The organism is Nocardia brasiliensis IFM 10847 (assembly GCF_000710915.1).
Classification (GTDB): Bacteria; Actinomycetota; Actinomycetes; order Mycobacteriales; family Mycobacteriaceae; genus Nocardia; species Nocardia brasiliensis_A.
In genome coordinates this window covers 1-12,168 of sequence record NZ_BAUA01000117.1, presented here as the reverse complement: position 1 = coordinate 12,168, position 12,168 = coordinate 1, and the positions used below count along the sequence as shown (strand labels likewise).

Sequence of the window (12,168 nt, the reverse complement as noted above, 5' to 3'; positions counted from 1 at the left end):
ACAGCCAGGAGGAATGCGGTGCAACCACAGTGGGTGCCGACCGAGCAGGACATCGCCGCGGCCAGGATCACCGACTTCGCGAAGTTCGCCGAGGGGCGCACCGGTCGGAAGCTGCCGGACTACGCCACGCTGTGGCAGTGGTCCGTCGACGATCTGGCGGGCTTCTGGCACGCGGTGTGGGACTACTTCGAGCTCGGCCCGGTATCGGGCGAGATCCTCGGTAGTGCGGAAATGCCCGGTGCGCAATGGTTTCCGGGCACCCGGTTGAACTATGTGGACCAGGTGGTCCGTCAGTTCCGCACCGACCGGCCCGCCATCATCGCGGTCACCGAAGACGCGCCTGCCCGCGAAGTCTCCTGGGTCGAGCTGATCGACGAGACCGCGGCGCTGGCGCGCACACTGCGCGAGCTGGGCGTCCAGCCCGGTGACCGGGTCGCGGGCTACCTGCCCAATATCCCGGAGGCGGTGGTGGCGTTCCTGGCGACCGCCAGCATCGGCGCGGTGTGGAGCGCCTGTGGGCAGGACTACTCCCCCAAGGCGGCACTGGATCGACTGGGCCAGCTCGAACCCACCGTCCTGATCACCGCGGACGGCTACCGATACGGCGGCAAGGCGCACGACAAGCGCGCCGACATCGCGGCGCTGCAAGCCGGTTTCGGCAAGCTCAGCGCCACGATCGTAGTGTCCCGGCTCGGCCTCGACGTGCCGGATGCGACACCGTGGAGCGCGGCCACCGCCGTGGACGAGTCGGTGCCCGCCGTGATCACCACGGAGCCGGTCGATTTCGATCACCCGCTGTGGATCGTGTTCTCCTCCGGCACCACCGGGCTGCCCAAGGGCATCGTGCACGGGCACGGCGGCGTGCTGCTGGAGCATCTGAAAGCCGTTGCGCTGCAATCTGATATCGGCCCTGAGGACACCTTCTTCTGGTACACCAGCCCGAGCTGGATGATGTGGAATTTCCAGGTCGCTGGGTTGCTGGTGGGCGCGACCATCGTCTGCTACGACGGCAGTCCCACCGCTCCGACGCCGGACGCGCTGTGGCGCATCGCCGCCGAGACCCGGACCACCGTGCTCGGTACCAGCCCGGGCTACGTGCTGGCCTGCATCAAGGCGGGAGCCACGCCCCGCGCCGAACACGACCTGTCCGCGTTGCGCTCGGTCGGCATCACGGGCGCTGCTCTGCCCACGTCCTCGGCGACCTGGCTGAGCGAGAACACCGGTGCGCACGTCCAGGTCAACTCGATCAGCGGCGGCACCGACGTGGTGTCGGCCTTCATCGGCGGCGTCCGGACCGTCCCGGCGTGGCCGGGTGAGCTGTCCGCCCGCTTTCTCGGCGCCGCGCTGGAGGCCTTCGACGGCCTCGGACAACCGGTCCGCGGCGAGGTCGGCGAGCTGGTCATCACCAAGCCGATGCCGTCGATGCCGCTGCGCTTCTGGCACGATCCGGACGGAAAGCGTTATCACGACGCCTATTTCGACATGTATCCCGGGATCTGGCGGCACGGCGACTGGATCACCGTCACCGAGCGCGACAGCGTCGTGGTGCACGGCCGCTCCGATTCCACCCTCAATCGGCACGGCATCCGGATGGGCAGCGCCGACATCTACCAGTCCGTCGAGCGGCTGCCCGAGATCGCCGAGGCGCTGGTGATCGGCGCCGAACAACCCGACGGCGGTTACTGGATGCCGTTGTTCGTGGTTCTCGCGCCCGGCGCGGAACTCACCGACGAGCTGAAGGCCCGGATCAACAGCACCATCCGCACCGAGGTATCGCCCCGGCACGTGCCGGACGAGATCCTGCTCGCCCCGGGTATTCCGCACACGCGCACCGGTAAGAAGCTCGAGGTGCCGATCAAGAAACTCTTCCAGGGCGCCGACGCCGCGCGGGTGGTCGAGCGCAGCGCGGTGGACGATCCGGCCCTGCTCGACTGGTACGCGGCCGTCCGCCCGGCCACCGCGTAGCAGAGCGGACGTCCGACGTCCCGTGGGCACCCGCGGCGAGTACGGTTGATTACCGATCAGGTCATGGACCCGGCCACGCCGATCTCCTAGCGTGGCGAGGAGAAGTTCGCCCCGAATCCGCAGGAGGTGGCAGCGTGGCCGCACAGGATGTCCGCGAACAGGCCGAGACCGCCGGCTATCCGCCGGGGCCCCGGCTGCCCGCGTTGGTGCAGAGCGTGTTGTTCCAGACCGACCGGCAGCGCTTCCTGCCCGCCCTGGCCCGGCGCTACGGCGACGTCTTCACCATGCGGATCCCGCCGTTCGCGCGGCGGTTCGTGGTGTTCTCCCGGCCCGAGCACATCCGGGAGATCTTCGCGGGTGACCCGCGCGACCTGCACGCGGGCGAGGGCAACCAGATCCTCGGCCACATCATGGGCCCGCATTCGCTGTTGCTCACCGACGAGGAGGAGCACGCGCGGGCTCGGCGGCTGCTGATGCCCGCGTTCAACGGCTCGGCGCTGCGCTCCTACCGCGACCTCGTCACCGAGCTGACAGTGGCCGAAATCGACCGGTGGACACCGGGATCCACGCTGATCACGCTGGACCGGATGAACGCGCTCACGCTCGAGGTGATCATGCGGGTGGTGTTCGGGGTGTCCGACGCGAGCACCCGGGCCGAGCTGGCGCCGCGGCTGAAACGCATCGTCGATCTCAATCCGCTGGTCTTCCTCGGCTTCAAGTCGGCGCTGCTCGGCCGGATCGGCCCGTGGCAGCGGTTCGCGCACAACGTGCACCAGGTCGACGCGCTGTTATATGCGGAGATCGCGGCGCGCCGGCAGGCGCCCGATCTGGCACAACGCACCGATGTGCTGTCCCGGCTGCTGCACGCGGGGACCGATAACGACCAGGATCCCCCGCTCACCGACGCCGAGCTGCGCGACCAGCTGATCACGCTGCTGCTCGCCGGGCACGAGACGACGGCCTCCGCCCTGGCCTGGGCGATGTACGAACTCGCGGCCCAGCCCGCCATCCAGGACGAGGCCGCCGAGGCCGCGCGGACCGGTGACGACAAATTCCTCGAAGCCGTGCTGAAAGAGGCGATGCGCCGACGCGTGATCATCAACGGCACCAACCGAAAACTGACCAGGGACATGACAATCGGCGGTCAGGCGCTGCCCGCGGGCACCGTGGTCTGCACGTCGATCCTGCTCGCGCATCGCAACACCGGCAACTATCCGGATGTCGAGACCTTCCGCCCGGATCGCTTTCTCGGCGGCGAGGTCGCGCCGAACACCTGGTTCCCCTTCGGCGGCGGCGCGCGCCGCTGCATCGGTGCCGGGTTTTCGCTGATGGAGGGCAGCACGGTGCTGCGCGAAACGCTCCTGCGGTATGTGCTGACCCGGCCCGCCGGCGCCGCGCCCGAGCGCGCCAAGACCCGCAACATCACCACGGTCCCGCGGGGCAAGGCTCGGCTGGTTCTCGTACCGCGCGGGTGAGCACCGAGGCATGGCCTTTCCCACCAGCGCAGATCAGTACGATGTCCGACATGAGTGTCGACAATCGCCGTACGGCGCGTAAGGCGAGCACCGGCGACTCGGCACCCCGGGAGATCCGGCGCAGGCCGAAGAATCGCCGGGCGCAGATCGCCGCGGCCTCGGCCGCCGCGTTCGGCTCGCTGGGCTACCACGGCGTGAGCATGGAGGACATCGCCTCCGGTCTCGGCATCAGCTCGGCCGCGCTGTACCGCCACTATCCCAGCAAGTACGCGCTGTTCCGCGAGGAACTGCTGCGGGTGGGCCGGGTAATGACCGAGTCGGTTCAGCTGCCCGAGGAGGCCGCGACCTGGTCGCCCGAGCAGCGCCTGCGCCAGGTGCTCGACTCGCTCATCGCCGTCACGATCGAGAACCGCACCGCCATCACCCTGGTGCGCTGGGAAGGGCGTTATCTCGAGCCGGAGGATCTGACCACGCTGAGCGATCAGCAGCTCACGGTGCTCGGCGCGCTCGGCGACCAGCTCGCCGAACTGCGTCCGGAGCTGACCGAGGACGACATCCGGGTGCTGCGCATGGCGCTGCTCAGCACGATCACCAGCATCGCCGATCACCACGCCACGCTGCCGATGAAATCACTTGCCCGGCTGTTGAGTTCGGCCTGCCACCCGATCGTCGGACTGACTCTGCCCGCCGTGCGGCCGGCCGAGCCGCAGCCGGTGGTGGAGATCCCGGATTCGTTCAAACACGAACTGCTGCTGCGCAAAGCGGTGGAGTTGTTCCACGAGCGCGGCTACCCGAATGTCAGCGTGGAGGACATCGCCACGGCGGCGGGATTGTCCGCGGCCTCGGCGGTGTATCGGTTCTACCGCGGCAAGAGCGATCTGCTCGCCGCGGCGTTTCGCCGTGCCGCGGAACGGGTTTCAGGTGCGGTCGGTCCGGCGGTCGCGACCGCGGCCAGCCCGGAGGGCGCCCTGACCGCTCTGATCGATCAATACGTGGCCGGGTCCTTTGCCGAGCGCGCCCTGACCTTCGTGTACTTCACCGAGTTCCAGCATGTGCCTGCGGAGGAGCGCACGGTGCTGCGCAACATCCAGCGGCTCAGCGTCGAAGAGTGGGCGCGGCTGCTGCGCGAGGTGCGCCCGGAATTGTCGCCCGCCGAGGCGCGTTTCCTGATCCACGCCGCGTTCGCCCTGGTCGTCGATCTCGGGCGGGCTTTCGACAACGAGCCCATGGCGGCCCAGGAGCGGGTGCGGCTGCTGATGCAGGTGGTCTTGTTCGGGCGGCCTGCGATCGAATGAACCGCCGCCCACCGGACCAACCGGTCGCATAAGTTAACGGAAATTCTGGACGTTCTGCGATACGTATCCCTAGGTGAAGTCCCCAAACTCCGCGCTCTTTGTGATCTTCTGTTCAGATTCGCCATCGGGTTCGGCTACCATCGCGGCATGGGTGCCCAAGAACGCCGCGCTGCGGACAAGGCGGCCGACGGGACGCCGACGCGAGCGATCCGGCGCAGACCCCGCGATCGCCGTGCACAGATCGCGGCGGTCTCCGCCGAGGCGTTCGGATCGCTCGGCTATCACGGCGTGAGCATGGAGGACATCGCCTCCCGGCTCGACATCAGCTCCGCCGCGCTGTATCGCCACTACCCCAGCAAATACGCGCTGTTCCGCGAGGAGGCGCTGCGACTCGGCACACTCAGCGCGACCGCGGTGCAACTGCCGGACACCGCACGGCAACTGTCCGCCACCGCCCGGCTCGAGCAGGTCATCGACGCGCTGATCGCCTCGTCGATCACGAACCGGCGCAGCGCCGCGCTGCTGCGCTGGCAGCGCCGCTACCTCGAGGACTCCGACGCCGCGATCCTCGATGACCAACTGGCCATGGTGAATTCGCGGCTGAAGGCCTTGATCGCGGCGACCAGGCCAGAACTCGGCAAGTCCGACAGCGCGGTGCTGTCCGCCGCCGTCCTGAGCGCGCTCAGCAGCATCGGCGATCACCACGTGTCGCTGCCGGCGCGCGCGTTACACGCGCTGCTCGGCACCGCCTGTCGGGCGATCGCGGCATGCACCCTGCCCGAGATCACGGATCAGCAACAACCTGTTGCGGCAGTAGAGATTCCGCTCACCTTCAAACACGAGTTGCTGCTCGTGCGCGCCGTCGAGCTGTTCCACGAGCGCGGGTATCCGAACGTCAGCGTGGAGGACATCGCCAGCGCCGCCGGGTTGCCCGCGTCGTCGGCGGTATACCGCTTCTACCGCGGCAAGGGCGATATCCTCGCGGCCGCGTTCCGCCGTGCCGCGGAACGGGTTTCGGCCGCGATCGGCCCCGCCGTCGCCGCGGCGGACAGTCCGCGCCAGGCGCTCACGACGCTGATCGAGCTGTACGTAGCGGGGTCGTTCGCCGAACGCGAGCTGACCTTCGTGTACTACGCCGAGATCAGCAATGTGCCCGCGGACGAGCGGACGGTGCTGCGCAACATCCAGCGACTCAACGTCGAGGAGTGGGCGAAGCTGCTCGTCGGCATGCGCCCTCGGTTGTCCGCCGCCGAAGCACGGCTGCTCGTGCACACGGCGCTGGCGCTGGTGGTCGATCTGGGTCAGCGCTTCGGTTCCGACGACCCCTGCTGCTCGCAGCAGCGGGTCGGGCAATTGATGCGAGTCGTCTTGTTCGGCAACGAATCCGGCTGACTACGGCTGTGCCTGCGGCGGGGCCAACGGCGAGTTCACCTTGTTCACCAGCCAGTGCCCGTCGACCTTCTCCAGGCGCATGACCATGGACAGCTGGCCCGGCGCGGGCTTGCCCTGCGTGCCCATGCTGGTGATGGTCTGCCCGATCACCACGATCGCCTCGGCGGAGTTCTGGTCGCCGGTCTTGATCGCGCACTGCACGTCGTTCACCTTGGACACGACCTCGCCCTGCGTCAGCACCTCGCGCAATTCCTTACTGGTGCTGTCGAATTGCTTCTTCCAGTCGCCGGTCGCCCCGGCCAGCACCGCGGCGAAGTACGGGTCGAGCTGTTTGGCGTCGTAGTCCGCCAGGACCGGCGCGTAGGCACACGCGGCGGCCCGCGCGTCGGCGTTGGCCTCGAGCACGGCCTTGTTGCCCCGGTTCTGGACGAAGAAGACGACACTCGAAGCCACTGCGGCACAGAGCAATACCGCCGCCGTCACCTCGAGGACAAGCCGTCCGGACCGGCCGAGCCGCCATCGCTTCGGCTCGGACGTCGTCGTCTCGGTCGAAACCTCCCCGGGCGTAACAGCACTCGACTCTTCAGCCGCATCGCTCTCGGACATCGGTTGAGCTCCTATCTCCCAGGTACCGGACGGGACAGTTCGTCACCGGTCGCGCCGGGAGGCGGACCCGAGCCGTTGTCCGGCACATTCGGTCGTGGTGCGTTCGCGGAGCCGCGAACCTGCAGCGCCGGGTTGTCGGTGGTGCAGTAGTTGTAGAGCCGCACCCGGGTATCCACGGTCTTCGTCGTCGGGACCACCGGCACGGTGCCGTAGTCACAGCTGGGCCGGGGCCACGGGTCGATCAGGGTGTGATAGGCGTTGTCGTGGGCGGGTACACCGATCGCCGCGGATCCCGCACGCAGCGCGGGGAACAGCGCGGCGATGGCGGGCGCGCGCAGTTTGGCGGCCCTGGTGATCGCGACGAAATTGGTGACCAGGTTGGTCACCGGATCCTCGGTATCGCGCACGATACCGCCGAGCGTGGCGAGCTGGCCCGGCCCGAGTTCGAGGAACTTGCGCACCTCGGCGTCGGCGGCGCTGAGCTGCTGGAACAGCGCGCTGGACCCGGTGGTGAGCGTGCTCAGATCGGGTTGCGCGTGCGCGGTCGTCTCCGCGATCACCTGCAGGTTCTCGATGAGCTGTCTGGTCTGCGGCAGTAGCTCCGTGAGCCCGGCCATCGCCCGGCTGATCCCGGAGATCATGTTGCGCAACCGATCCGGTCCACCGGCCAGCGCCTTGTCCAGTTCATCGACGATCACGTTCAAGCGCCCCGGGTTCAGCCCGCCGATCAGTCCGCTCATGCTCGACAGCACCGACTGCACGGTCACCGGGGCAGTGGTCCGCGCACGGTCGACCACCGCGCCATCGCCGAGATAAGGTCCGCTGTCGGTATCGGGCCGGAAGTCGAGATACTGCTCCCCGGCCGCCGACAACCGGCCCACCGCCACCGTGCCGCCGACCGGAATCCGTGCGCCCTTGTCGATTTCGGCGATCGCGGCGACCCCGTCACCGGAGATGCGCACCTCGGTCACCCGGCCGACCCGGACACCGCGGAAGCTCACATCGTTGTTCGCCGCGAGCCCGCCGGAGTTCTGCAACTCCACCCGCACCGTATAGGTGTTCGGCAGCAGGTTGATACGCAGCACCGCCGCCCCGAGGTAGGAGACGCCGACCAGCAGCACCAGGATCAGGCCGATATTCGCCACCGCGATGCGATGGCGAACCAGCCACTGCCACAACGGAATGGTCATCGCGTACCGCCTTGCAGCCGGCCGAGCACCTTCTCCAGCACCTGAGCCAGACTGCCGATGAACGCGGGTACGTCACCGAGTTCGGGCGCCCGGCTGCCCTTCGGATCGGTCAGCGCGCCGACGCTCAGGTACGAGACGGTGGCCGCGACGGCCAGCGTCGGACCGTCCAGGCTGGCCATGACCGAGGGATAGACCGCGTGCAGTCCGTCCAGCGTGCCCGCGAGATCGTCGCCCATCTGCGCGAATCCGGACATCAGTCGCTGGATGCTGTCGAACAGCGTGAGGAATTCCGGGCCGGTGGTGTCGGTGAAGTCGCCGAGCGCGGCCATGGTCACCGAGATCTTCGCGGTGAGATCGGCGATGGCCTTGTTGTTCTCGGCCACCAGCCCGATCAGCGGCGGGAACGTATCCGCGGCGGCGCCCAATTCCTGCTTGCGCCTGGCCAATTCGCCGGTCAGCGTGGACATGCCGGTGAGCACGCTGTCGACGTCGGCGGTGCGCCGGTTCAGCGCGCTCAGCACGTCGGTCAGCTCGGTGATCAGATGCGACAGTTCCGGGGCGCGGCCGCCGAACATGGAATTCATCTCGCTCGTGATCCGGGCGGCTTGGTTGAGCCCACCGCCGTTGAGCAGCAACGAGATCGACATCATCAGCTGTTCGACCGAGGCGCCGGTCGCGGTGTGCTCGGGCGCGATGGTGTCGCCCGGGCGCAGCAGCTCGGCGCTGTCGCGCTTCGACGGTAGAGTCATCGCGACGAACATGTCGCCGAGCGGGGTGGCCTGCCGCAGCTCGGCGGTGGTACCGCGAGGCAGCTGAATATCGCGGCGGATCTGCATTTCCACGTCGGCCAGGAAGTTGGTGGTGCTGATCGCGGAGACCATGCCGATATCGGTGCCGCCGATCTTGACGTGCGCATTCGCGGGCAGATTCAGCGCGTCCCGGAATATCGCGTGCAGGGTGTAGCCGGGACCACCGATGCCGGGCTTGGGCAACGGCACGTTGTCCACCGTCACCGCACAGCCCGCGCTGCCCGCGAGCACTCCTGCCGCCGCCAGCGCCGCCAGCGCACGCCTGCTCATTTGGTGAGTCCCAGCAGCGCGGCGGTGAGCCCGAAGTCCGGGCCGAAGTCCTGGATCTTGCCGGTGCGGCAGCCATCCAGGCGCATCTGCACCCGCTCGCAGAACACCGACAGCGCCTCACCGTCCAGCACCGCTTTGTCCAGCAGGCCGTGCAACCGCAGTGCCTGATGTTCCTTGCTGGTCGCGTTGTCCAGATTCTGGAAGAACAGTGGTGTGACGTCGGCGATCTCGGTGACCGAGCGGGCGTTGGCGCGCATCTGCCCGGTGAGCGCGGTGAACCGGGTCAGCGCGCCGAGCAACTGGTCCCGGTTCGCGCCGACCACGGTGGAGGTGTTGGTGACGAAATCGTTCAGTTGGGTCAGCACCGCCTGCAGACCCGGAGCCTGCGCGCCCATCAATTCGACCAGCTCGGTCAGCCGCCCGCTGAAATCCCTTACCGTCTGGTCGTTCTCGGCGATGATCTGGGTGATCTCGTTGAGTTTCACGATGGTGTTGGAGATCTGGTCGCCGTTGGCCAGGCTGACCTCGAAGGCGGCCGACATCGCGTCCAGCGTCTGCCGCAGCTTGTCGCCGTTGCCGTCCAGCAGCGGGAACAGCACCCGGCTCGCCATCGGCCCGGTTTCGTTGTCCCCCTTCAACGCCTTGCCGAGCTGGTCGAAATTGTCCAGGATGCGGTCGAGTTCGACCGGGGTCCTGGTGTGCTCGAGCGGGATGTGCGCCCCGTCGGCCAGCACCGGTCCGCTGCCTTCATACGCGGGCGCCAGCTCGACGTGCCGGTTGGTTATCAGCTGCGGGGAGACCAGCGCCGCGATGGCATCCGCGGGCACCTTGACGTTCTTGTCGATGGACATGGTGACCTCGACATAGCTGCCCCGCGCGGTCACCGTGTCCACCCGGCCGACCGGAACGCCGAGAATCGCGACATCGTTACCCGCGTAGAGGCCCGCCACGTTCTCGAAATCGGCGCTGATCCGCAGATGTTCCCCGAGATACTGGTCCGGCAGCCCGGACAGGCTGTCCGGCAGCAGCGAGCAACCGGACGCGATCGCGGCGATCCAGCACAGCACCGCCGTTTTGCATAAAGTACCTATCTTCATCAGTTACACCCCTGTACCGCACCGGCGAAGCACAGCCAGTTGTCCGGGAAGACCCACGGCGCCCACACGTCGCCATAGGGGCCGTTGCCGAGCGCATTGTTGAACTGCCGCAAAGCGACCGGCATGATCTCGTAGAGCGAGTCGAGGTTGTCCCGGTTCTTTTCCAAGCCCTCGGACATCGTGTTCAGGCTCTGGATCAGCGGGCCGAGTTGATCGTTGTTCTCCAGCCCCATCTCCTGCAGCAGCCGCGAGAGCTCGGCGACATTGTCCAGCAAGGACTTCAGCAGTTGCTGGCGCTGCGCCACCGCATTGCCGATCGCCTCGCCCCGGGTGAGCAACAGCAGCACGCTGTTGCGGTTGTCCGAAACCAGCTGTGCCACCTGGTCCATGCTCTTCAACAGCACATCGACCTCGTCGCGGCGATCGTTGATCACCTTGGCGAGCGCGCCGATGCTGTTCAGCGCCTCGACGGTGAGCTGCGGCGAATCGCCCATCTGCCGGGTCAGCAGATCGAGCGACTGGCGCAGCTTGGCCGGATCGATCCGCTCGATGCGCTCGAACGACGATTTGTACACCGGATCACGGATGACCTTGCCCAGGTTGTACGGCACCGTGGTGTTGGCGATCGGGATCCGGTTGCCCGGCAGCCCTTTTCCGTTACCCGGCACCAGCTCGACATGCAACTTGCCGAGGATGGTCGTCATCTTGATCGCCGCGCGCGCATCGGGACCGAGCCGGATATCGCGACGCACCCGCAGATCCACCACGACCTTCGCGCCGTCCAGCCTTACCGCGCGCACCGAACCGACCTCGATGCCGGAGACGTCCACCGACGCGCCCGCACGCAACCCGGCCGCCTGTGCGAACTCCGCCTGAATCGTCCGGTCCCCCAGCCTGGCCTGCGACAACGCGCTGGAGCCGACGAGCAGCAGGAGCACCGATCCGGCCGCGAGCAAGCCCAGCCACAGCAGCCGATTGCGGGGTAGCCGGAGGCGTCCGGCCAGTCCGCTGACACGATTCCTCATCGGCACACCTCCGATTGCGAATTGCCGCCGACCTGGGAGAACAGCCCCGGCGGCAGCAGCACGCCCCAGAGCGACACGTCCAATCGGCAGATGTAGGCATTGCCGTAGGCGCCATAGCTGGTGAATCTGGCCACGCCGTTGAGCAGGCCCGGCAGTTCGACAGCAGCCTGGTCCAACGAGGCCCCGTTGAGCAGCAGCAGTGCCACACCGCTGGTCGCATCACGCTGTGCCCGCGCCATATCGGGCTTCACCTGACCGATCAGCTGGACCAGCGAGTCGGTCGAGGTGGCCACCTGCTGCACCGAACTCTTCAGCGATTCGCCTTGCGCGTAGAGCGACTCGACCAGCGAACGTGCCTGCGTGATCAGGGTTTCCAGTTCACCGCTGCGGTGCGCGAGGCCGGCGATGACACTGCTCAGATTGCTGATCACGTCACCGAGGATCTGATCCCGCTGCCCGAAGGTGCCCGCCAGCTCGGCGGCCTGGGTGATCAGCGCGCTCAGCGACACATTGTTGCCCTGCAGCGCTTGAATCATGGTCTCCGACAACGCGTTGATCTGATCCGGTTGCAGCACGCTGAACAACGGCTCGAACCCGGACAGCAGCCCGGACACGTCGAACGACGGTTCGGTGCGCTCCAGCGGGATGGCCGACCCGCTCGGCACCGCCTGCCCGGCCTCGGCGCCGGGCACGAGCGCGACGTAGCGCTGTCCGATCAAATTCTGGTAACGCACAAGGGCTTTCGTCGTGGTGGTCAGTCGCTGCCGCCGCTGGATGCGGAACTCGACGCGCGCGCGGTAGTCACCGTCGAAGTCGATCGCGTCCACCCGGCCGACCCGCACGCCCGCCATCCGAATGTCGTCGCCGACCCGCAGGCCGAGCACATCGGAGAAGGTCGCCGAATAGGAGTCGGTGTCACCGGACACCGATCGCTGCAGGGTGGACCAGATGGTGTAGGTGAGCACAACGGCGAGAACAGCGAAGAGGCTGAAGCCGATCAGTGCCTTGCCAGAGCGTCTCATCATCTGGCGCCCCCGTTCACCG

General features: G+C 67.6%; 10 protein-coding genes. 4 read left to right on the top strand and 6 right to left on the bottom strand.

Features of this window, described 5'->3' with window-relative positions:
• Positions 1-18 precede the first annotated feature (18 nt).
• The 4 genes from NBRGI_RS25100 to NBRGI_RS25085 all read left to right on the top strand — a co-directional run bounded on the left by NBRGI_RS25100 (position 19) and on the right by NBRGI_RS25085 (position 6,127).
• Positions 19-1,965 (top strand): acetoacetate--CoA ligase, encoded by a 1,947-nt coding sequence (locus NBRGI_RS25100; RefSeq protein WP_029899669.1) that lies wholly within the window; start codon positions 19-21, stop codon positions 1,963-1,965.
• Positions 1,966-2,099: 134 nt separating this feature from the next.
• Positions 2,100-3,440, top strand: a complete 1,341-nt coding sequence (locus NBRGI_RS25095) for a cytochrome P450 (RefSeq protein WP_029899668.1) — start codon at positions 2,100-2,102, stop codon at positions 3,438-3,440.
• A gap of 50 nt (positions 3,441-3,490) precedes the next feature.
• Entirely contained in the window at positions 3,491-4,735 is a 1,245-nt protein-coding gene (locus NBRGI_RS25090; RefSeq protein ID WP_029899667.1) for a TetR/AcrR family transcriptional regulator, read from the top strand.
• Positions 4,736-4,882: 147 nt separating this feature from the next.
• The gene (locus NBRGI_RS25085) at positions 4,883-6,127 is read left to right on the top strand and encodes a TetR/AcrR family transcriptional regulator (protein ID WP_029899666.1); all 1,245 of its coding nucleotides are present in this window, start codon (positions 4,883-4,885) and stop codon (positions 6,125-6,127) included.
• On the opposite strand, the gene NBRGI_RS25080 is transcribed toward NBRGI_RS25085, so the two are convergent.
• From NBRGI_RS25080 to NBRGI_RS25055, 6 genes are read right to left on the bottom strand one after another with little or no spacing between them, the layout of a single operon-like run.
• The gene (locus NBRGI_RS25080; protein ID WP_029899665.1) at positions 6,128-6,733 is read right to left on the bottom strand and encodes a hypothetical protein; all 606 of its coding nucleotides are present in this window, start codon (positions 6,731-6,733) and stop codon (positions 6,128-6,130) included.
• Positions 6,734-6,744: 11 nt separating this feature from the next.
• Positions 6,745-7,923: an MCE family protein gene (locus NBRGI_RS25075; RefSeq protein ID WP_029899664.1), complete on the bottom strand. Its 1,179-nt coding sequence runs from the start codon at positions 7,921-7,923 to the stop codon at positions 6,745-6,747.
• Positions 7,920-9,002 carry an MCE family protein gene (locus tag NBRGI_RS25070; RefSeq protein ID WP_029899663.1) on the bottom strand — a complete coding sequence of 361 codons (1,083 nt, stop codon included), beginning with the start codon at positions 9,000-9,002 and terminating at the stop codon, positions 7,920-7,922. The genes NBRGI_RS25075 and NBRGI_RS25070 overlap by 4 nt, the downstream gene beginning before the upstream one ends.
• On the bottom strand, positions 8,999-10,099 hold the full coding sequence (locus NBRGI_RS25065; RefSeq protein WP_029899662.1) for an MCE family protein: 1,101 nt from the start codon (positions 10,097-10,099) through the stop codon (positions 8,999-9,001). Before NBRGI_RS25065 ends, NBRGI_RS25070 begins: the two co-directional genes overlap by 4 nt.
• Positions 10,099-11,124, bottom strand: coding sequence for an MCE family protein (locus NBRGI_RS25060; RefSeq protein WP_029899661.1), 1,026 nt, complete (start codon positions 11,122-11,124; stop codon positions 10,099-10,101). The genes NBRGI_RS25065 and NBRGI_RS25060 overlap by 1 nt, the downstream gene beginning before the upstream one ends.
• Positions 11,121-12,146 (bottom strand): MlaD family protein, encoded by a 1,026-nt coding sequence (locus tag NBRGI_RS25055; RefSeq protein ID WP_029899660.1) that lies wholly within the window; start codon positions 12,144-12,146, stop codon positions 11,121-11,123. Before NBRGI_RS25055 ends, NBRGI_RS25060 begins: the two co-directional genes overlap by 4 nt.
• Between the last annotated feature and the right edge of the window lie 22 nt (positions 12,147-12,168).

Excerpts from the sequence above, each read along its gene's own strand:
- NBRGI_RS25090 (WP_029899667.1), top strand. The coding sequence starts at position 3,491 with ATGAGTGTCGACAATCGCCGTACGGCGCGTAAGGCGAGCACCGGCGAC.
- NBRGI_RS25085 (WP_029899666.1), top strand. The coding sequence starts at position 4,883 with ATGGGTGCCCAAGAACGCCGCGCTGCGGACAAGGCGGCCGACGGGACG.
- NBRGI_RS25080 (WP_029899665.1), bottom strand. The coding sequence starts at position 6,733 with ATGTCCGAGAGCGATGCGGCTGAAGAGTCGAGTGCTGTTACGCCCGGG.
- NBRGI_RS25075 (WP_029899664.1), bottom strand. The coding sequence starts at position 7,923 with ATGACCATTCCGTTGTGGCAGTGGCTGGTTCGCCATCGCATCGCGGTG.
- NBRGI_RS25070 (WP_029899663.1), bottom strand. The coding sequence starts at position 9,002 with ATGAGCAGGCGTGCGCTGGCGGCGCTGGCGGCGGCAGGAGTGCTCGCG.
- NBRGI_RS25065 (WP_029899662.1), bottom strand. The coding sequence starts at position 10,099 with ATGAAGATAGGTACTTTATGCAAAACGGCGGTGCTGTGCTGGATCGCC.
- NBRGI_RS25060 (WP_029899661.1), bottom strand. The coding sequence starts at position 11,124 with ATGAGGAATCGTGTCAGCGGACTGGCCGGACGCCTCCGGCTACCCCGC.
- NBRGI_RS25055 (WP_029899660.1), bottom strand. The coding sequence starts at position 12,146 with ATGAGACGCTCTGGCAAGGCACTGATCGGCTTCAGCCTCTTCGCTGTT.